Source organism: Streptomyces sp. NRRL S-118 (genome assembly GCF_000716335.1).
In the GTDB taxonomy this organism is placed as follows: Bacteria; Actinomycetota; Actinomycetes; order Streptomycetales; family Streptomycetaceae; genus Streptomyces.
This window is the reverse complement of sequence record NZ_KL591002.1, coordinates 482679-503071: the sequence shown is the minus strand read 5'-3', so window position 1 is coordinate 503071 and position 20393 is coordinate 482679. Positions and strand designations below refer to the sequence as shown.

The window sequence follows — 20393 nt, the reverse complement described above, 5'->3', positions numbered from 1 at the left end:
ACCCTTTCTGTGTTCAAGCCTTGAACTCACTTGCCTTGAGGTCCGCTCATGTGAGCGCCTAGGGCCAGTTTTCGGTCAAACGGCATTCGGAGGATGAACGGTCGGAGCCCCGTTTCGCTACCAGTCAGTTACCTGCGATCTGCTGGCGGACGGGTGGTTAAGGCCGTATGACGGGTAAGCGTACGTACCCAGAAGCCTTCGATCTGGGTATGTTCCTCGCCGTCAGGGCAGCCACCGAGTCCTCGAGGAGTCGAGACCCGTGTCGGAAAACAAAGATCAGAAGTTCGTGTACGACTTCACCGAGGGCAACAAGGACCTGAAGGACCTGCTCGGCGGTAAAGGTGCCAACCTCGCCGAGATGACCAACCTCGGTCTCCCCGTGCCTCCCGGCTTCACCATCACCACCGAGGCCTGCAAGGTCTACCTCGAGAGCGGCGACGAGCCCGTCGAGCTGCGGGACGAGGTCACCGCGCACCTCGACGCCCTCGAGAAGAAGATGGGCAAGAAGCTCGGCCAGGCCGACAACCCCCTTCTGGTCTCCGTCCGTTCCGGCGCCAAGTTCTCCATGCCCGGCATGATGGACACCGTCCTCAACATCGGACTCTCCGACAAGTCCGTCGAGGGCCTGGCCCAGCAGGCCGGGGACGAGCGGTTCGCGTGGGACTCGTACCGGCGCCTCATCCAGATGTTCGGCAAGACCGTGCTCGGCGTGGACGGCGAGCTCTTCGAGGAGGCGCTCGAGGAGGCCAAGGCCGCCAAGAAGGTCACGGTCGACACCGACCTCGACGCGGGCGACCTGAAGAAGCTCGTCAAGGGCTTCAAGAAGATCGTCAAGACCGAGGCCGGGCGCGACTTCCCGCAGGACCCGCGCGAGCAGATGGACCTCGCCATCAAGGCCGTCTTCGACTCGTGGAACGGCGACCGCGCCAAGCTGTACCGGCGCCAGGAGCGCATCCCGCACGACCTCGGCACGGCGGTCAACGTCTGCTCCATGGTCTTCGGCAACCTCGGCCCGGACTCCGGAACCGGCGTGGCGTTCACCCGCGACCCCGCCTCCGGCCACCAGGGCGTCTACGGCGACTACCTGCAGAACGCGCAGGGCGAGGACGTCGTCGCCGGCATCCGCAACACCGTGCCGCTGGCCGACCTCGAGTCGATCGACAAGAAGTCGTACGACCAGCTGATGCAGATCATGGAGACGCTGGAGAACCACTACAAGGACCTCTGCGACATCGAGTTCACCATCGAGCGCGGCCAGCTGTGGATGCTCCAGACCCGGGTCGGCAAGCGCACCGCCGGTGCCGCCTTCCGCATCGCCACGCAACTCGTCGACCAGGGCCTCATCGACGAGGCCGAGGCGCTCCAGCGCGTCAACGGCGCCCAGCTCGCGCAGCTGATGTTCCCGCGCTTCGACGAGAAGTCCTCGGTCGAGCAGATCGGCCGCGGCATCGCCGCCTCGCCGGGCGCCGCGGTCGGCAAGGCCGTCTTCGACTCCTACACCGCCGTCAAGTGGTCCCGGTCCGGCGAGAAGGTCATCCTCATCCGCCGCGAGACCAACCCGGACGACCTGGACGGCATGATCGCCGCCGAGGGCATCCTGACCTCGCGCGGCGGCAAGACCTCCCACGCGGCCGTCGTCGCCCGCGGCATGGGCAAGACCTGTGTCTGCGGCGCCGAGGAGCTGGAGGTCGACACCAAGCGGCGCCGGATGACCGTCCCCGGCGGGCACGTCGTCGAGGAGGGCGACGTCGTCTCCATCGACGGTTCCACCGGCAAGGTGTACCTCGGTGAGGTCCCGGTCGTGCCGTCCCCGGTCGTCGAGTACTTCGAGGGCCGGATGCACGCGGGTGCCGACGACGCCGACGAGCTGGTCAAGGCCGTGCACCGGATCATGGCGTACGCGGACCGGGTACGCCGGCTGCGCGTACGGGCCAACGCCGACAACGCCGAGGACGCCCTGCGGGCGCGGCGCTTCGGCGCCCAGGGGATCGGCCTGTGCCGCACCGAGCACATGTTCCTCGGCGACCGTCGCCAGTACGTCGAGCGGCTCATCCTCGCCGACACGGACACGGAGCGCGAGGAGGCCCTCAAGGCCCTGCTGCCGCTCCAGAAGCAGGACTTCGTCGAGCTCTTCGAGGCGATGGACGGCCTGCCCGTCACGGTCCGCCTGCTGGACCCGCCGCTGCACGAGTTCCTGCCCGACATCACCGAGCTGTCGGTGCGCGTCGCCCTCGCCGAGGCCCGCAAGGAGCCGCACGAGAACGAGCTGCGCCTCCTCCAGGCCGTGCACCGGCTGCACGAGCAGAACCCGATGCTGGGTCTGCGCGGCGTGCGCCTGGGCCTGGTCATCCCCGGCCTGTTCACCATGCAGGTGCGGGCGATCGCCGAGGCCGCGGCCGAGCGCATCGAGGCCAAGGGCGACCCGCGCGCCGAGATCATGATCCCGCTCGTGGGCACCGTCCAGGAGCTGGAGCTCGTCCGCGACGAGGCCGAGCAGGTCATCGCCGAGGTGCAGGCGCAGACCGGGGTCGAGCTCAAGCTCGCGCTCGGCACGATGATCGAGCTGCCGCGCGCCGCCGTGACCGCCGGTCAGATCGCCGAGTGCGCCGAGTTCTTCTCCTTCGGCACCAACGACCTCACCCAGACGGTGTGGGGCTTCTCCCGGGACGACGTGGAGGCCAGCTTCTTCACCGCGTACCTGGAGAAGGGCATCTTCGGCGTCAGCCCGTTCGAGACCATCGACAAGGACGGTGTCGGCGCCCTGGTGCGCAGCGCGGTCCAGGCCGGCCGGGCCACCCGTCCGGACATCAAGCTCGGCGTGTGCGGCGAGCACGGCGGTGACCCCGAGTCGGTGCACTTCTTCCACGAGGTGGGCCTGGACTACGTCTCCTGCTCGCCGTTCCGCATCCCGGTGGCGCGCCTGGAGGCGGGCCGGGCGGCGGCGCAGTCCTCGGGCAGCGACAGCCGCTGACGGCGCGGGTACCTGTCACGCAGGTACCCGGATATTACGGAATACCGCGTGGTCGGTATTCCGGGAAAGCCACCGGAGCCCCGTCGGTCACACCGACCCTCACCGACGCGGCGGCGGCTCCGGGGTGCAAGAGAGACGGGGCGGACACCTTGTGCGGAGGTGTCCGCCCCGTCATATTTCGTCCCGGGTGCCGGTTGAATTCTGGGCTGTTGAAGGGCGGACTTCAGGTGTCCGCTCGAATTGCGCCATTCATGCCGCAAAGAATGGGCGGAGCGCGGCCACCGGATCCCCACCCGCCGACCGCGCCCCATTACCCCTGCCGGACAGGAGAGCCGCAACCTCCCCGGACCGCCGCCGGACGCGCGAAGCCCCCCACGGTCTTCAGCGCGTCACCTCGGTCCTGAAGGTTTCCCGTCCGACGGCGTACAGCTTTTCGGTTTACACCCTGACTCCGCGATGCGTTTCAACTGTGGCTGAAATGCCGTGGTGACGTCCTGTGATGGCATGCATACTCAGTGGTGGGGGGTGATTGCGGATGCAACAGGTGGGGGTTCAGTGCTACGTATACATTTCACCGGGGCGGACCTTGCGGGGGTCCGCATGGCGGCCCGGCCTGATGTGTTGTGGGAAACGATTCTCAGCTTTCATCGATTGCGCGACCGCCGCGGCGCCCTGGTCTACGGAGAATGGCGCTCCCAAACCCGGACCCGGTTGAACGGTGAAACAAGGCTGCTGGGTGCACTCGTCCCGCAGCGGGGCTATTTCCCGGACTTCCTGACCCCGCCGGAGGGGCTGCACGGCCTCGACGCGGCGCTGGAGGCCGTACGGGAGACCCCGCCGGCCCGCATCCACAGCGAACTCGCCCTGCTGGCCGCCTCGCGGCCCGGCGCGGCGCCCCTGCCCAACTGGGCCGGCAGGCTCACCGAGGGGTGCTCCCAGCCCTTCAGCCGGCTCCTGGGCGCCCTGCGCGGCTACCACCGGGCGGCGATCGAGCCCTACTGGACGTACATCCAGTCCCGCGTGGAGGCCGACCGCGCCGTGCGGGGCAGGGCCCTGCTCGACGGAGGGGCCGACGAACTGCTCGCGTCGCTGCCGCCGACGCTGCGCTGGCGCTCGCCCGTGCTGGAGGCGGACTACCCGGCCGACCGGGACCTGCGCCTGGACGGGCGGGGGCTGCTGCTGCAGCCGTCGTTCTTCTGCCGGGGGACCCCGGTCGTCTACCGCGACCCGGACCTGCCGCCCGTGCTGGTCTACCCCGTCACGCACAGCGACGCGCCGGCCGCCTGCGAGCCGGTCGGCTCCGGCGGGGAGTCGTCGCTGGGCCGGCTCGTCGGGCACACCCGCTGTGCCGTGCTCAAGGCCATCGGCCACGGCGGCACGACCAGCGAACTGGCCCGCCGCGCGGGCGTCTCGCTCGCCTCCGCCAGCCAGCACGCGGGGGTGCTGCGTGAGGCGGGGCTCGTGGTCACGCTGCGCCAGGGCAGCTCCGTGCTGCACACGCTCACACCACTGGGCGCCGCCCTCCTGCACGGCGGCGCCCAGCCGGGCCAGCAGCGACGGCGTCGCTACGCGCGGAACGGACCCGTCACCTCGTAGGTGATGCCGCCCGAGGAGCTGCCGGTCGTACCCCGCTGGCTGGAGAAGTACAGCCGCCTGCCGTCCGGCGAGAAGGCCGGTCCGCAGATCTCCGAGCCGGTCTGGCCCTCGATCCGCAGGAACGGCGCGACCACGTCGTCCGGCGTGACCACGCAGATCTCCATGTTGCCGCCGTCCTCCGCGATGTACAGGTCGCCGGAGGACGAGCCGGTGACGTTGTCCACGCCGGTCAGCGGGGCGGTGCCGCTGGGGACGAGCGAGTCGTCGTAGGCGAGTTCGTAGGTGTTGGTGGTGAGGTTCAGCTGCCAGAGGCGGTTGTCGCCCTTGGTGGTGAACCAGACGGTGTCGTTGGCGTAGTGGCAGCCCTCGCCGCCGTTGAACTTCTTCGCCGCGGCCACCTGGCTGCGGGTCGCGGTCGGGGAGCCGTCGGGGTCGGGCACGTTCTGCCAGGTGAAGGAGCCGGACGTGGCCGTGCCCGCCACCAGGACCTGGAGGGTGCCGGAGGACAGGTTGCCCCAGGTCGCCGGGACGAAGCGGTAGAAGCAGCCGTCCGACTTGTCCTCCGTCAGGTAGATCACCTTGCGGACCGGGTCGGCGGCCGCGGCCTCGTGGTTGAAGCGGCCCATGGCGGCACGGCGCACCGCGGCGTTCACGCCCCAGGGGTCGGTCTCGTAGACGTACCCGGTGTCGACCTCCTCGCAGGAGAGCCACGTGTTCCAGGGCGTCTTGCCGCCCGCGCAGTTGCGGTTGGTGTTGGACAGGATGCGGTAGGCGCCGGTGATCGCGCCGGTCGCGGAGAACTTGATCGCACTCGCGCCGCCGGTGGAGGAGATCTCGGAGTTGGAGACGTAGATCCAGCCCGTGCCGTCCGCGAAACAGTCGCCGCCGTCGGGCGCGTTGTGCCACGTGTACGACGTGGAGCCGACCCGCTGTCCGGACCGGGCGATCACCCGGCTGGTGAAGCCGCTGGGCAGCCGTATGCCGTTGGCGTCGGCGGCGCCGAGCGCTCCGTACGGGCCCGCGCCCGGCTGGGCGGGGGCCGCGTAGGCCGCGCCTTCCATGAGGGTGAACCCGAAGGCGGCGGCCGTGCCGCCGATGACCGCTCCGCGCAGGAAACTGCGACGTTCCACTTGTCACTCCAGGAGGGGGATGTGGCTGTCCCGCCGCCGGACGGCGGACGGGGTTGGCGCGCTTCGGGGAACCTAGGAGTCCTGCATTGACGGTGCATCAACAGCCGGTGAAGCGGAAGCGGCGGACACCCCAGCGACCGGGCGGTATCCGGCCGTTGCCGACCGGTTCCCGGCTGGCCCCTCGCGTCACACCTGCTGTCGTGGACCACTGGTGCCCCAACGGCTCCGCGGCCCGGGTCGGGCGCCGGCGCGCCCGGTCCGCGGGCCGTCAGCTCTCCCGCGGGGTCTTCAGCTCCGCTTCCGCTCCCGCCGGACCACCTTGTACGCGGCGACCGCGTCCGCGAGTCTGGTGCGGCCACGCCGACCGGCGTCCGGCCTCGCCCCGCGGGCGGACGACGCTGCTTCGCGGACACTCCCCGGGTCCGGGTGCGGGGGGCCGCAAAGTGAGGGAGATTTTTCCCGAGGGTTTCCTCCAGGGAGCGATGAGTTTTCGGTGGGGGCCGGGTCCACCCCTCGACAGCACGATGGCAAACACACCGAACGGATGGACGACATGCCTCAGATGATCTTCGTGAACCTGCCCGTGAAGGACCTGGAGGCTTCCAAGGCCTTCTGGGGCAAGCTCGGCTACTCCTTCAACGAGCAGTTCACCGACGAGCACGCCGCCTGCCTGGTCTTCAGCGACACCATTTTCGCGATGCTGCTCACCGAGGAGCGCTTCAAGGACTTCACCAAGAAGGAGATCGCCGACGCCCGGGCCTCGACCGAGGCGATCATCGCGCTGAGCGCCGACAGCCGCGAGAAGGTCGACGAGCTGGCCGACGCGGCCCTGGCGGCCGGCGGCTCACCGGCCAACGACCCCCAGGACTACGGCTACATGTACGGTCGCTCGTTCCAGGACCCCGACCACCACCTCTGGGAGGTCATGTGGATGGACCCCTCGGCCGTCCAGGGCTGAGCCCGCGGGATCGTCACGCCGCGACGCCGCCGTCCACGACCAGATCGGCTCCGAGGACCGACCCCGCCGCCGGTGAGGCGAGGTACAGCACGGCGGCGGCGACCTCTTCGGCGGAGGTGAGTCGGCCGAGCGGGCTGGTGAGCCGGGCCGCCCGCTCCTCGTGGGTCTCGCCCGGCCGCAGGGACATCGGGGCGTCGGAGGCGCCGGGGCTCACGAGGTTGACGCGGATGCCGTCCCGGGCGTGGTCCAGGGCGGCGGCGCGGGTCAGCGCGGCGACCGCGGCCTTGCTCGCCGCGTAGCCCACCATGCCGGGCAGGCGGACGTGGGCGCCCAGCGTGGAGCTGATGTTGACGATCGCGCCGCCGCCGTGTGCCCGCATGTGGGCGATCTCGGCCTGGAGCGCGTACAGCACCCCGGTGACGTTGATGTCGAGCATGGCCTGCCAGTCGGCCGGGTCGAGGTCGGCGGCCGCGCTTCCCTCGCCACGCAGCACGGCGGCGTTGTTGACCGCCACGTCCAGGCCGCCGAAGCGGGCGGCGGTCCGCTCCACCAGGCCGCGCATGTCGTCGGCGCGGCTCACGTCCGCGGTGAAGGCGGCGGCCGTGCCGCCGTCCTTCTCGATCAGGGCGACGGTCTCGTCCAGGGTGGCGGCGGTGCGTCCGGCGACGGCCACCGAGGCGCCCTCGGCGGCGAAGGCGCGGGCGACGGCCCGGCCGAGACCGGTGCCGGCCCCGGTGACGAGAGCGGTGGTGCCGGTGAAGCGCGGTGCGGACATGGTGTCTCCTCTTTTTTGACCGAACGATCCAATATCAAGGCCGGAAAAAGGGCCGGAAAAGGGCCGGAAAAAGGAGCGCCCCGGCGTGGGGCGCCCCTCTTCCGCCGTCCGGCTCAGTCCAGCAGGGCCAGCGCCTGCTCGGCGGCGTCCCGGACCCGGGCCGGGTCCCCGGACGCCTTCCCGACGATCCGTATGCCCTGGAGCAGGACCAGCAGCATCCGGGCCAGTGCGCGCGGCGCGCGCTCCGCCGGGAGCTCGCCCTGGGCCTGGGCCCGGACCAGCGCGGAGTGCAGCGCGGTCTCGATGTGCTCCCAGCTGATCTCGACCCGGCGCGTCGCCGCCCGGTCGTGCGGTGCGAGCTCGGCCGCCGTGTTGGTGAAGAAGCAGCCGACCAGCCGCTCCTCGTCCGAGGACGCCTCGGCGGCGAACCCGCGGATCACCGCGCGGACGGCCGGCAGCGCCGGGCCCGGCTGGGACAGCTGCACCACCAGGGACGGCTCGCGCGTCTCGGCGTACCGGTCCATCGCCCTCAGGTACAGCTCGTGCTTGCTGCCGAAGGTCGCGTAGATGCTGGCGCGGCCGATGCCGAGGCGGTCCACGAGGTCCGCCATTGACGTCGCTTCGTAACCGCGCTCCCAGAAGAGCTCGAGAGCCGACTGGAGCGCGGCGTCCGGATCGAATTCCTTGGTCCTGGCCACGACCAGGACTCTACGGCTATCTGGAACGTACGGTCAAGAAACCAGGGCGAGTTGGCGGGTGCGGACCGGGAAGACCGCCACCGACACCTCCTCGTCGTCCAGGCACTGCCCGGTCTCCAGGTCGAAGCGCTGCTTCAGCAGCGGCGACGCCACGAACGGCCGCCCCGCCGCCGCCCCGAGCAGCCCCCGCGCCAGCACCTGGGCGCCCGTGAACGGGTCGCGGTTGTCGATCGCGTACCACCGGCCGGCCCGGTCCTGGAACAGCGCCACCTGGCGTCCGTCCGGCAGGAGCGCCGCCATCCCGCGCCCCGGCGTCAGTGCCGCGGCCTCGCAGACGGTCAGCCACGCGTCGTCGTAGGAGAGTTCGAGCATCATCGGGCAGAAGTCCCTTCCAGGGTCAGGACCGTCAGGTCCGGCTTGATCTGGCCGCGCTCCGGCACGAACCGCACCGACGGGTCCGGCGCGTCCGGGGCGTTGACGAAGGAGACGAACCGGCGCAGCCGCTCCGGGTCCTGGAGGGTCTCGGCCCACTCGTCCCGGTAGCTCGCCACGTGCGCGGCCATCTGGGCCTCCAGCTCGTCGCACAGCCCGAGCTTGTCGTGCACGACCACGTCCCGCAGGTGGTCCAGGCCGCCCTCCAGCCGCTCCAGCCAGGTCGCGGTGCGCTCCAGCCGGTCCGCGGTACGGATGTAGAACATCAGGAACCGGTCGATCAGCCGGATCAGCTCCGCGTCCGACAGGTCCTGCGCCAGCAGGTCCGCGTGGCGCGGCGTCGCACCGCCGTTGCCGCCGACGTACAGGTTCCACCCGTTGGCCGTGGCGATCACGCCGAAGTCCTTCGACTGGGCCTCCGCGCACTCGCGCGCACAACCCGAGACGGCCGACTTGAGCTTGTGCGGGGCGCGCAGGCCCCGGTAGCGCAGCTCCAGGTCGATCGCCATCCGCACCGAGTCCTGCACGCCGTAGCGGCACCAGGTCTGTCCCACGCACGACTTCACCGTGCGCAGCGACTTGCCGTACGCGTGCCCGGACTCGAAGCCCGCGTCCACCAGGCGCGCCCAGATCGCCGGCAGCTGGTCGACCCTGGCCCCGAAGAGGTCGATCCGCTGACCGCCCGTGATCTTGGTGTAGAGGCCGAAGTCCCGGGCGACCTCGCCGATCACGATGAGCTTGTCCGGGGTGATCTCACCGCCCGGGATGCGCGGCACGATCGAGTACGAGCCGTTGCGCTGCATGTTCGCCAGGAAGTGGTCGTTGGTGTCCTGGAGCGCGGCGCGCTCGCCGTCGAGGATGTACTCGTTGTGCAGGCTCGCCAGGATCGACGCCACGGCCGGCTTGCAGATCTCGCAGCCCTCTCCACCGCGCGCCTCCTCGCGGCCGTGCGAGTCGAGCAGCTCCCCGTACGACGTGAACCGCATCGTGCGGACGATCTCGTACAGTTCGCTGCGGGTGTACGAGAAGCAGGCGCACATGCCGCTGTCGGCGGCCTTCGGCAGCAGCTGCTGGATCACCTTCACGCAACTGCCGCAGCCGGTGCCCGCCTTGGTGCACTTCTTGACCTCGGGCAGCGACGAGCAGGCGCAGATGGCGCCCTTGGTGACGTTGTGGCAGGAGCAGATGATCGCGTCGTCCGGGAGGGCCGACGGGCCGAGCGTCACCGGCGCCCCGGCACCCGCCGGCAGCACCAGCTGCTCGGGCGCGACCGGCGGCTTCGTCCCCGTCATCGGCCGCAGCATGCCGTACGACTCGGCGTCGCCGACGAGTACGCCGCCCAGCAGCGCGCCGTCCGCGTCGACGACCAGCTTCTTGTAGATGCCGGCGCGCGAGTCGGAGTAGACGACCTCCAGGCAGCCCTCCGCCGTGCCGTGCGCGTCACCGAAGGAGGCCACGTCCACGCCGAGCAGCTTCAGCTTGGTCGACATGTCGGCACCGGTGAACGCCTGGCCCTCTTCGTCCGCGATCGCCGCGGCGGCCGTCAGCGCCATCTCGTAACCGGGCGCGACCAGGCCGTACACCCGGCCGTCCGCCGCCAGCGCGCACTCGCCGATCGCGTACACCGCGGGGTCGGACGTACGGCACTGCTCGTCGACCGCGATGCCACCGCGCTCGCCGACCGTGAGGCCGCAGTCGCGGGCGAGCTGGTCGCGGGGCCGGACGCCCGCCGAGAAGACCACCATGTCGGTGGTGAGCACGGAACCGTCCGACAGGGCCATGCCCGTGACCGCGCCGTCCTCGGTGAGCACCTCCTGCGTACCGGTGCCGGTGTGGACGATGAGGCCCATGTTCTCGATGGTGCGCAACAGGGCGGCGCCGCCGCCCTCGTCCACCTGCACGGGCATCAGCCGGGGCGCGAACTCCACGATGTGCGTCTCCAGGCCCAGGCCCTTGAGCGCACCCGCCGCCTCCAGGCCGAGCAGTCCGCCACCGACCACCGCGCCGGTCTTCGCCGTCTTCGCGAACTCCTCGATGGCGAGGAGGTCCTCGATCGTGCGGTAGACGAAGCAGCCGGTCGCGTCCTTGCCGGGAACCGGCGGTACGAAGGGGTACGAACCGGTCGCCAGCACCAGCGTGTCGTACGCCACCACGTGCCCGGCGCGGGACGTCACCGTGCGCGCCTCCCGGTCGACGGTCTCGGCCGGGTCGTCCAGGTGCAGCTCGATCCCGTGCCGCGCCATGAACCCGTCCTCGACCATGGAGAGGTCCTCGGGCGTCCTGCCGTCGAAGTACGAGGTCAGCCGGACCCGGTCGTACGCCGGGCGGGGCTCCTCGCAGAAGACGACGATCCGCGCCCGCTCCGTGACGCCCCGGTCGGCGAGGGCCTCCAGGAAGCGCTGGCCGACCATGCCGTGGCCGACGAGGACGATGGTGGGCTTGTTCGGCATGTCAGGAGCCTCCGTCATGGGTGAGCAGGTGGAGCAGGGGCGCTTCCGGCAGGGCCTCGTCGCCCTCCCAGGCCCGGGCGAGCGCCCCGACCGCGCCGAGATCGCCGAGCAGCACGCCCCCGACGAGCCGGTCGCCGCGGACGACGACCTTCCGGTACGCGCCGCTCGTCGCGTCGGCGAGCTGCACGGTGTCGTCACCGGGCCGCGGCGTGGCTTCGCCGAACGCCGCCAGTTCGAGGGCGTCCATGCTGAGCCGGGTCAGCGCGCGGGTACCGCGGTAGGCGCCGGTGCCGTGGGCGAGCACCTCGGCGAGGACGTCGGCCTGCTCCAGGGCGGCACCGGCCAGCCCGTAGAGCCGTCCGTCGTGCTCGGCGCAGTCGCCGACGGCGTGGATGTACGGGTCGGAGGTGCGCAGCTGGTCGTCGACGACGATCCCGCGCCGCACGTCCAGCCCGGCCTCCAGGGCCAGGCCGACGCGCGGCCGCACCCCGCAGGCGATGACGACCACGTCCGCGTCGAGGACGAAGCCGTCGGCGAGTTCGACCGCCTCGACGGCGTCGCCGGCGCAGCGCAGACCGCGCACCCGGCATTCGGTGTGCACCTCCACGCCCAGGTCCGCCTCCAGGTGGCGGCGGAGGATCGCGGACGCGGCCGCGTCGAGCTGGCGCTCCATCAGGTGCTCGCCCTGCTGGGCCAGCACCACCTCCGCGCCCCGTGCCGCCAGCGCGCGGGCCGCCGACACGCCCAGCAGGCCGCCGCCGATCACCACCGCCCGCACGCCCGGGGCCACCAGCGCGTCCAGCGCCAGGCAGTCGTCGAGCGTCCGGAACGCGTGCACCCCGGCCGGCAGCCGGTCGCCGCCCAGACCGCGCAGCGGCGGCAGCACCGGGTTGGAGCCGGTGGCCAGGACCAGCCGGTCGTACGCGAACGACTCGCCGCCCGCGCAGTGCACCACCCGGGCGGCCCGGTCGACGGCGGTCACCCGCACCTGGTGCCGCGCCCCGCCACCGCGGGAGGACGGCAGGGCGATGACCTCGGGCCCGTACCGGCCGGCCAGGACGTCCGCCAGCAGCACCCGGTTGTACGGGGCGTGCGGCTCCTCGCCGAGCAGGGTGACGGGCAGCCGCTCGGCGAGGCGTGCGCCCGCCGTGCCTCCGCCGACCACCACGATCCGTGAACTCATGTCCAGAAGCGTGCGTCGGCGGTGTTTCCCGGCCGCATCCCGTTTGTTTCGCGCACGGAAAGCTGCCCTCAGCGGAGGGGGGTGCGGGCGGTGAGGGGTGGGGGCGGTGGCGGCGTGGGGGCGTGGGCGCCGGCGCGGGGACGAGGGCGGTGGAGGGCCGGGGCGGCAACCTCAGAGGCAGCTCAAGTCTCCCGCGTTCCGTGGACGGCACACGTATTCCGTCCCTAGGGTCGAAGCCATGCCCGACATATCGCTGACCACCGTCCTCTTCCTCTGCGCCGCCGCGCTCCTGGCGGGCTGGATCGACGCCGTGGTGGGCGGCGGCGGGCTGCTGCTCCTGCCCGCCCTGCTCCTCGGTGTCCCGCACGTCCCCGCCCCGCAGGTGCTCGGCACGAACAAGGCGGTCGCCATCGTCGGCACGACGGGCGCGGCCGTGACGTACGTACGCCGGGCGCCGGTGCGGGTGCCCGTGAAGACGGCGGTACGGGTCGGGCTGGCGGCCCTCGCCGGCTCCATGGGCGGGGCGTTCTTCGCGAGCGGCATCAGCAACGAGGTCCTGCGGCCGGTGATCATGGTGGTGCTGCTGGGCGTGGCGGCCTTCGTGATGCTGCGCCCGTCCTTCGGGACGGGCGAGACGACCGTCGCGGTGACGCGGGCCCGAATCGTCACGGCGGTCGTGCTCGTCGGCGGCGGGATCGGCTTCTACGACGGGCTGTTCGGGCCGGGCACCGGGACGTTCCTGGTGCTGGCCCTCACCGCCGTGCTCCACCTGGACCTGGTGACCGCGTCCGCCACCGCGAAGATCGTGAACGTGTGCACCAACGCGGGCGCGCTGGCGATGTTCGCGTACCAGGGGAACGTGCTGTGGCAGCTGGCCGCGGTGATGGCGGTGTTCAACCTGGCGGGCGGCATGCTGGGGGCGCGGACGGCGCTGCGCAGGGGCGCGGAGTTCGTGCGCGGGGTGCTCCTGGTGGTGGTCTTCTCGCTGGTGGCGAAGCTCGCCTTCGACCAGTGGTACTGAGCCCCGGCCGCCGTGGGCGGTGGTGAGCCCGGGGCCGTGGGTGGTGGTGCCGGGCCGTCGGTGGCGGGGTGGCGCTGGGCCCGGGGGCCGGCGGTGGCGGGCCGGGTGGCCCGGCGGTCCGGGTGGTGTCAGCGCACGCCGATCAGATGGGCGTAGGCGACGACGTTGCCCTGGTAGCCGGTCTTCTCGTCGAAGTCGCCGCCGCAGGTGATGACGCGGAGCTCGGCGCGGTCGGCGGGACCGTAGACCTTGCGGTCGGGGAAGCGGTCGTTGTCGTACACCTCGACCGCGTCGACCGTGAAGACGGCGGTGCGGCCGTCGCGGCGGGCGACCTCGATGCGGTGGCCCTTCTTGAGCGTGCCCAGGGCGTAGAAGACGGCAGGGCCGTCGGCGTTGTCGACGTGCCCGGCGATGATCGCCGTGCCCTTGGCGCCGGGCGGGGTGCCGTCCCGGAACCAGCCGGCGACGTTGCGGTTCCCGGTGGGTGGGACCTCCAGGCTGCCGTCGGGCGCGAGACCGAGGCGCATGACCGGCGCGTCGACGTCGATCCCGGGGATGCGGACGCGGACCGGGGCGGAGGGCGGCAGGGGGGCGGCAGCGGCGTCGGTGTGCCGGTGGGGCCCGGCCGCGAAGGCCTCGGCGGCGGACGGCACGGGCGGGGTGACGTCGGCGGAGCCGTTCTGGACGAGCCACACGCCGACGACGGCGGCGACGGCTAGACCCCACCCCTTGCCTCTGCTCATCGGGCGTCCCTCCATGACGCTGGTGCGGCGTGGTGCCCCCCGCCCGCGCCGCGGCCTCGGGGCGCGCGCGACGGGGGCGGGGAGCGGAGCGGCGGGTCAGCGGCCCTGCGCGCCGCTCGCCCGGCGGCGCAGGAGCCAGACCCCGCCGACGGCGGCCGCGGCCAGGACGGCCGCACCCGCCGCGATCTGTGCGGTGTCGGGGCCGACGCTGCCTCCGACACCGGTCTTCACATGCCCGCTCGGTACGTCCCCCTGCCCGCCGGTGTCCAGCCCGCCGGTGTCCATGCCGCCCGTGTGCTTGCCACCGGTGTCCAGCCCGCCGGTGTCCATGCCGCCGGTGTCCAGCCCGCCCGTGTCCTTACCGCCCGTGTCCTTACCGCCGGTGTCCTTGCCTCCTCCTCCGTGGACGACCACCAGGTCCCCGGTGGCCGTCTTGCCGTTGTGGCAGGACACGTTGATCGCGTACGTGCCGGGCTTGGTGTGGTGAGGCACCTTGAACTGGCCGACCACGACCTCCTTGTGGGTGCCGGGGGCCAGCTTGAACTCGCCCGCGCCCAGGGAGCCCGCGTCGCCGACACCGTGGCCGTTCTTGCCGCACGCGGTGGTGTTGACCGTGACGGTCTCGCCGGGGGCCGCGCTCGACGGGTAGACCTCCAGCGCCGCGAGGTCCCCGGCGTACGCGCTCGGCGTCGCGAGCGCTCCCAGCGAGACGACCGCCAGCGCGGTACCGGTCAGCGGGCGGGTGGTGGTGCGCATGGATCCTCCGGGCGCGAGGGCGGGTGTCCGCGGCGCGGGTGACCGCGGGGCGGATGTCCTTGTTCCCATGGGTAAGGCCCCGGCTCCCCGCCCCGCCTGCTGAGAAGCCGTCAGTTCGTACGTGGTGCCGGTCCCGGTCGCCCGCGTCCCCGCAGGTCAGCCGGGCTTCCGGGGCTCATTCGCCGCGCCCGGCCCGGTCCGCGCCGAACGGGTGAGCCGCGCCGCGGCCGGCGCCGGGCGGGCCGCCGGCCGCGGGGAGGGGCCGGGGAGGCCCGGGGGAGGGACCGGGGAGGCCCGGGGGAGGGACCGGGGAGGGACCGGCGAAGGGTGCTGAAAATCGGGGCTTGACCTCAAGTTTGGTCGAGGTACGAGGCTTCTCGGCATGGACATCGAAACGAACACCACGCAGCAGACCGCGCCGCACGCCACGACCCGTCCCGTGCCGCTCCGGCTCGCCGTCATCGTCGGGTCCAACCGCGAGGGCCGCTTCGGGCCGGTCATCGCCGACTGGTTCCTCTCCCGGCTCGCCGAGCGCGACGACTTCACCGTCGACGTGGTCGACCTCGCCACGACGGATCTGCCCACCACGCTCTCCCGCCGGCCCGCACCCGCCGTTCGCGCCGCACTCGCCGAGGTCAGCCCCAAGCTGGCCGCCGCCGATGCGTTCGTCGTCCTCACACCCGAGTACAACCACTCCTTCCCCGCCGTCCTCAAGAGCCTCATCGACTGGCACTTCACCGAATGGCAGGCCAAGCCCGTCGCCTTCGTCTCCTACGGCGGGATGTCCGGTGGCCTGCGCGCCGTGGAGCAACTGCGCCAGGTCTTCGCCGAGATGCACGCGGTCACCGTCCGCGACACCGTCTCCTTCCACAACGCCCACGGGCACTTCGACGAGACGGGCCGGCACAAGGAGCCCAGCGGTCCCGACGCCGCCGCCAAGAAGATGCTCGACCAGCTCGCGTGGTGGGCGCACGCGCTGCGGGACGCCAAGTCCGTCCGCCCGTACGAGGGCTGAGACGCGGGGGCCGACGGGGCCGGCCGGGGACGGGCGGGGGACGGGCCGTCGGCGGCCGGAGGTGCGTACGCTCGGCGGTACGCGGCGCGGTGCGCGCGCCGCCGTGCCGTGACGACACGCGGAGGAGAGACCGTGACCCTGGCCCTGACCGTCCTCACCACCACCGACAGCGCCGACAAGGCCCGGGAACTGGCCCGTGGCGCGGTGGAGGCGCGGCTCGCCGCGTGCGCGCAGATCTCCGGCCCCGTCACCTCGGTCTACCACTGGCAGAACGCCATCGAGACGAGCCAGGAGTGGCAGGTTCTGTTCAAGACGACGGAAGCCTGTTACGCCTCGCTGGAGGCGCACCTCACCGCGGTCCACGACTACGACACCCCCGAGATCATCGCCACGCCCGTGATCCGCGGCAGCGCCGCCTACCTGGCGTGGCTGCAGCGGGAGACGTCCGCGTGACCGGGGAGCTGCCGTTCTTCGTGTACGGGACGCTCCGCCCCGGCGAGTGCAACCACGCGCTGTTCCTCCACGGCCGCACGGCGTCGGAGGAGCCCGCCCGGCTGCCGGGCGCGCTGCTGCGCGACGGCCCCGGCTACCCGTACGCGGTGCGGGGCGCGGGCGGCGGCGGCGTGCTGGGCGAGCTGGTGACGGCGGCGCCGGGCCGGTACGACGCCCTGCTGTCCGTACTCGACCGCCTGGAGGAGTACTACGGCCCGGGCCACCCGCTCAACCTCTACGAGCGGGAGGCCTGCGACGTCGTGCGCGTACGGGACGGCGTCACGGTCCGGGCCTGGGTCTATGTCGCCGCGGCCGCCGCGGAGCCCGGCGCCCCCATAGCGGGCGGCGACTGGCTCAGGCGCCGGTCGCCCGTTCCAGACGGACCGCGCACACCTTGAACTCGGGCATCCGCGAGGTCGGGTCGAGCGCCGGGTTCGTCAGCGTGTTGGCCCGGCCCTCCCCGGCCCAGTGGAACGGCATGAACACCGTGTCCGGCCGGATCCCGTTCGTGATCCGCGCGGGCGCCACCGCCCGGCCGCGGCGCGACACCACCGCCACCGGCTCGCCCTCGGCGACGCCCAGGCGCTGCGCGAGGCGCGGGTGCAGCTCCACGAACGGCCCGGGCGCGGCGGCGTTCAGCTCGTCGACCCGCCGGGTCTGCGCACCTGACTGGTACTGCGAGACGACCCGCCCGGTCGTCAGCACCACCGGGTACTCGTCGTCCGTCTCCTCGGCCGCGGCCCGGTGGGTCACCGGGACGAAGCGGGCCCGCCCGTCGGGCGTGGCGAACCGTTCCAGGAACAGGCGGGGCGTGCCGGGGTGGGCGGGCTCGGGGCACGGCCAGAAGACGCCGTCCTCCTCGGCGATGCGGCGGTAGCTGATGCCCGCGTAGTCGGCGGGGCCGCCGGCCGAGGCCCTCCGCAGCTCGTCGAAGACCTCCTCGGCGTCGGTGGGGAACCCCTTCTCCCAGCCCAGCAGCTCCGCGAGTCCGCTCAGCACCTCCAGGTCGCTGCGTACGCCCGCGGGCGGGTCGATCGCGCGGCGGCGCAGCAGGACGCGGCCCTCGAGGTTGGTGAGGGTGCCCGTCTCCTCGGCCCACTGCGTCACGGGCAGCACGACGTCGGCGAGCTGCGCCGTCTCGGACAGCACCACGTCCGCGACGGCCAGGAAGTCCAGGGACTCCAGCCGCTCCTGGATGTGGGCGGCACGCGGCGCGGACACCACGGGGTTGGAGCCCATGAGGAGCAGCGACCTGATGTCCGTGCCGAGCGCGTCGAGCAGCTCGTACGCGCTGCGCCCCGGCCCCGGCAGCACATCGGGGTCGACGCCCCAGACCGCGGCGACGTGGGAACGGGCGGCCGGGTCGTCGAGCTTGCGGTAGCCGGGGAGCTGGTCGGCCTTCTGGCCGTGCTCGCGGCCGCCCTGCCCGTTGCCCTGGCCGGTCAGGCAGCCGTACCCGGACAGGGGGCGCCCGGCGCGCCCGGTGGCCAGGCACAGGTTGATCCAGGCGCCGACGGTGTCGGTGCCCTTCGACTGCTGCTCCGGGCCGCGGGCGGTGAGCACCATCGAGTCGGCGGCGTCGCAGAACATCCCGACGGCCTCGCGCAGCTGCGGCACGGGCACTCCGGTGATGCGCTCGACGAGCGCGGGCCAGTGGGACATGGCGGCGGCGCGGGCGTCCTCCCAGCCGCTCGTGCGGTCCCGGATGAACTCCTCGTCCGTCCGCCCCTCCGCCACGACCAGGTGCAGCAGGCCCAGGGCGAGCGCGAGGTCGGTGCCGGGGCGCGGCGCGAGGTGGAGGTCGGCCTGCTCGGCGGTACGGGTGCGGCGCGGGTCGACGACGATGAGCTTGCCGCCGTTCTCCTTCAGTTCGGTGAGGTAGCGCAGGGCCGGCGGCATGGTCTCGGCGAGGTTGGAGCCGACGAGGACCACGCAGCCGGTGCGCGGGATGTCCTCCAGCGGGAAGGGCAGCCCCCGGTCGAGGCCGAAGGCCCGCTGGTGGGCCGCGGCGGCGGAGGACATGCAGAAGCGGCCGTTGTAGTCGATCTGGGAGGTCCCGAGGACCAGCCGGGCGAACTTGCCGAGCGCGTACGCCTTCTCGTTGGTGAGCCCGCCGCCCCCGAACACGCCGACGGCGTCCGGCCCGTGGTCCTGCCGCGTGCGCCGCAGGCCGTCGGCGACGGCCTGCAGGGCCTCCTCCCAGGTGGCCGGTTCGAGCCTGCCTGTGGCAGGGCGTCGGACCAGGGGCTCGACCAGCCTGACCCGGGAGGAGAGCACTGCGGGTGCGGTACGTCCCTTACCGCACAGGGCACCCCGGTTCACGGGGAAGTCCGCGCGCTCCACCACCTCGACGCCCGGACCGGCGGCTCGCAGGTTCATGCCGCACTGCAGGGAGCAGTACGGACAGTGCGTGGGGGTGGTGGCGGTGAGCATGCCCCCGAGCATGCGACGCCCGTGTTACGCCCACGCACCCCCCGCATTACGCCTCCGGTACGTCGGGCTCCATCGAGCGCTCGGGCGACGGTGAGCGGCCAGGGCGCGGAGGGGCGTGGCGGCGGGCCCGGGTGGTCCCGCCACCGGGGGGCGGGGGTGTGCGGGCGCCGGCGGGGCGGGGCGTGGTGTCAGGGTCGGGGTGCCGGGGTGTGGGCGCGGGGGTGCGCGGGCGCCGGCGGGGCGGGGCGTGGTGTCAGCGGCCGAGAGCCTCGGTGACGCCCCGCTCCTCGGGGCCCAGGAACACCGGGTCCGGTTCGAACGCCGCGTCCGCCGCCGCCTTGCCCGCCGCCAGCAGCTCCCGCACCCCGCCGTAGTACCAGACCGAGTCGTGCGGCTCGTCGACGCCGACCCCGTACACGTCGATGCCCGCCTCCCGGCACAGGGCCACGGCCCGCCGGATGTGGAAGCCCTGGGTCACCAGGACCGCCCGGTCGACGCCGAAGATCTTCTTCGCGCGCACGCAGGAGTCCCACGTGTCGAAGCCCGCGTAGTCGCTGACGATCCGCCCGTCCGGCACCCCCCGGTCCGTCAGGTACGCGCGCATCGCGTCGGGCTCGTCGTACTCCGCGCGGCTGTTGTCGCCGGTGACCAGCACCACCTTCACCTTGCCGCCGCGGTACAGCTCCGCCGCCGTGTCGAGGCGGTGGGCGAGGTACGGCGTCGGCCGGCCGTTCCACAGCCCCGCGCCGAAGACGACGGCGACGTCCTGCGCCGGGACCTCGCCGGCGCTGCGCAGCCGGCCGTCGGCGACGGCGTGCATCCACGTGGCGGGCGTGAGCGCCAGCACGCACCCGAGCATGACGCCCTGCACCAGCCGCCGCCTGCCCCGCCGGCTCCTGGGCAGCGGCAGCGGCCACCTGCGTCGCATGTACGAACCTCCCGCTGGTGTTCCCGTTCGCGTCCCTTCGTCGAGACGCGGAAAGCGGGCGGCCGGTTCAGCCTGCGGCCGGCTCGGCCCCCGGCGGCCGCCGCCCGTACAGCAGGTTCGCCAGCCCGGCGCCGACCAGTCCGCCGACGAGCTGTGCGGCGATGAAGCCCGGGAGGGAGGCCGGGGCGATGCCGGTGAAGGAGTCGGTCAGGGACCGGCCGACCGTCGCGGCGGGGTTGGCGAACGACCCCGACGAGGTGAACCAGATCGCCGCCCCGATGTACGCGGCGACCGCCACCGGCGTGAGCGACGCCCGCCCGATCCGGTCCAGGCCCTGGATCAGCAGGACCAGCCCGGCCGTGGCGACCGTCTCGCCGAGCAACAGGTGCCCGTCGGACCGCACCTGGGTGGACCAGCTGCCGGGCGCCCGCCCGAACATCGCCTCGGCGAGCAGCGCGCCGGCGACCGCACCGGCCAGCTGGGCGGCGATGTACACCACCACCTCGCGACCGGTCAGTCCGTCCCGGGCCCGGCGGCGCGTCCACCAGACGCACAGGGTGACCACCGGATTGAGGTGCGCCCCGGAGACCGGCGCGAACAGCGCGATGAGCAGGCCGAGTCCGATCGCCGACGCCAGCGAGTTGGCCAGCAGCCGCACGCCGATGTCGTCGCTGAGGCCGCTGGCGTGCAATCCGGAGCCGACGACGACGGCGACCAGGGCCGCGCTGCCGACCGATTCGGCGACCGCGCGGCGGGGCAGGGCCCGCTCCGTTGCCATGAGTACCCCCAAGTCCGATGTACGGAAAATATAT

General features: G+C 72.7%; 18 protein-coding genes. 7 read left to right on the top strand and 11 right to left on the bottom strand.

The window, feature by feature from the left end; all coding sequences use genetic code 11:
• Positions 1-259 precede the first annotated feature (259 nt).
• Complete coding sequence (gene ppdK / locus IH00_RS0105740; protein WP_031070255.1) at positions 260-2971, top strand: pyruvate, phosphate dikinase; 2712 nt, start codon at positions 260-262, stop codon at positions 2969-2971.
• 555 nt (positions 2972-3526) lie between these two features.
• Positions 3527-4567: an ArsR/SmtB family transcription factor gene (locus IH00_RS0105735; RefSeq protein ID WP_031070253.1), complete on the top strand. Its 1041-nt coding sequence runs from the start codon at positions 3527-3529 to the stop codon at positions 4565-4567.
• Here the strand turns inward: IH00_RS0105735 and IH00_RS0105730 are convergent.
• On the bottom strand, positions 4537-5697 hold the full coding sequence (locus IH00_RS0105730; RefSeq protein WP_031070251.1) for an alkaline phosphatase PhoX: 1161 nt from the start codon (positions 5695-5697) through the stop codon (positions 4537-4539). The genes IH00_RS0105735 and IH00_RS0105730 overlap by 31 nt on opposite strands.
• 553 nt (positions 5698-6250) lie before the next feature.
• On the opposite strand from IH00_RS0105730, the gene IH00_RS0105725 reads away from it, so the two are divergent.
• Positions 6251-6655 (top strand): VOC family protein, encoded by a 405-nt coding sequence (locus IH00_RS0105725; protein WP_031070249.1) that lies wholly within the window; start codon positions 6251-6253, stop codon positions 6653-6655.
• 13 nt (positions 6656-6668) lie between these two features.
• Here the strand turns inward: IH00_RS0105725 and IH00_RS0105720 are convergent, their stop codons facing one another.
• From IH00_RS0105720 to IH00_RS0105700, 5 genes are all read right to left on the bottom strand, one after another.
• The gene (locus IH00_RS0105720; RefSeq protein ID WP_031070247.1) at positions 6669-7430 is read right to left on the bottom strand and encodes an SDR family NAD(P)-dependent oxidoreductase; all 762 of its coding nucleotides are present in this window, start codon (positions 7428-7430) and stop codon (positions 6669-6671) included.
• Between the two features lie 113 nt (positions 7431-7543).
• Positions 7544-8128: a TetR/AcrR family transcriptional regulator gene (locus IH00_RS0105715; RefSeq protein ID WP_031070245.1), complete on the bottom strand. Its 585-nt coding sequence runs from the start codon at positions 8126-8128 to the stop codon at positions 7544-7546.
• 33 nt (positions 8129-8161) lie between these two features.
• A complete protein-coding gene (gene nirD, locus IH00_RS0105710) occupies positions 8162-8503 on the bottom strand; it encodes a nitrite reductase small subunit NirD (RefSeq protein ID WP_031070243.1) in 342 nt (113 codons plus the stop codon).
• On the bottom strand, positions 8500-11010 hold the full coding sequence (gene nirB / locus IH00_RS0105705) for a nitrite reductase large subunit NirB (protein WP_031070241.1): 2511 nt from the start codon (positions 11008-11010) through the stop codon (positions 8500-8502). The genes nirD and nirB overlap by 4 nt, the downstream gene beginning before the upstream one ends.
• Before the next feature lies 1 nt (position 11011).
• Complete coding sequence (locus IH00_RS0105700; protein WP_031070240.1) at positions 11012-12193, bottom strand: NAD(P)/FAD-dependent oxidoreductase; 1182 nt, start codon at positions 12191-12193, stop codon at positions 11012-11014.
• A gap of 238 nt (positions 12194-12431) precedes the next feature.
• Here IH00_RS0105700 and IH00_RS0105695 point away from each other — a divergent pair, with 238 nt between their 5' ends.
• Positions 12432-13214, top strand: coding sequence for a sulfite exporter TauE/SafE family protein (locus tag IH00_RS0105695; RefSeq protein ID WP_031070238.1), 783 nt, complete (start codon positions 12432-12434; stop codon positions 13212-13214).
• 128 nt (positions 13215-13342) lie between these two features.
• Here IH00_RS0105695 and IH00_RS0105690 read toward each other — a convergent pair whose 3' ends face one another.
• Entirely contained in the window at positions 13343-13957 is a 615-nt protein-coding gene (locus tag IH00_RS0105690) for a class F sortase (RefSeq protein ID WP_031070236.1), read from the bottom strand.
• Positions 13958-14053: 96 nt separating this feature from the next.
• A complete protein-coding gene (locus IH00_RS45225) occupies positions 14054-14713 on the bottom strand; it encodes a hypothetical protein (RefSeq protein ID WP_031070233.1) in 660 nt (219 codons plus the stop codon).
• 382 nt (positions 14714-15095) lie between these two features.
• On the opposite strand from IH00_RS45225, the gene IH00_RS0105680 reads away from it, so the two are divergent.
• From IH00_RS0105680 to IH00_RS0105670, 3 genes are all read left to right on the top strand, one after another.
• Positions 15096-15728 carry an NADPH-dependent FMN reductase gene (locus IH00_RS0105680; protein ID WP_031070230.1) on the top strand — a complete coding sequence of 211 codons (633 nt, stop codon included), beginning with the start codon at positions 15096-15098 and terminating at the stop codon, positions 15726-15728.
• Between the two features lie 132 nt (positions 15729-15860).
• Positions 15861-16181, top strand: coding sequence for a divalent-cation tolerance protein CutA (gene cutA / locus IH00_RS0105675; protein WP_031070227.1), 321 nt, complete (start codon positions 15861-15863; stop codon positions 16179-16181).
• Positions 16178-16618 carry a gamma-glutamylcyclotransferase family protein gene (locus tag IH00_RS0105670; protein ID WP_031070225.1) on the top strand — a complete coding sequence of 147 codons (441 nt, stop codon included), beginning with the start codon at positions 16178-16180 and terminating at the stop codon, positions 16616-16618. Before cutA ends, IH00_RS0105670 begins: the two co-directional genes overlap by 4 nt.
• Here the strand turns inward: IH00_RS0105670 and IH00_RS0105665 are convergent.
• The 3 genes from IH00_RS0105665 to IH00_RS0105655 all read right to left on the bottom strand — a co-directional run bounded on the left by IH00_RS0105665 (position 16575) and on the right by IH00_RS0105655 (position 20359).
• On the bottom strand, positions 16575-18653 hold the full coding sequence (locus tag IH00_RS0105665) for a molybdopterin oxidoreductase family protein (protein ID WP_031070223.1): 2079 nt from the start codon (positions 18651-18653) through the stop codon (positions 16575-16577). The two genes, IH00_RS0105670 and IH00_RS0105665, sit on opposite strands and share 44 nt — an antisense overlap.
• 253 nt (positions 18654-18906) lie before the next feature.
• On the bottom strand, positions 18907-19581 hold the full coding sequence (locus IH00_RS0105660) for a SanA/YdcF family protein (RefSeq protein ID WP_031070221.1): 675 nt from the start codon (positions 19579-19581) through the stop codon (positions 18907-18909).
• A 67-nt stretch (positions 19582-19648) separates the two neighbouring features.
• Positions 19649-20359 carry an aquaporin gene (locus tag IH00_RS0105655; protein ID WP_031070219.1) on the bottom strand — a complete coding sequence of 237 codons (711 nt, stop codon included), beginning with the start codon at positions 20357-20359 and terminating at the stop codon, positions 19649-19651.
• Between the last annotated feature and the right edge of the window lie 34 nt (positions 20360-20393).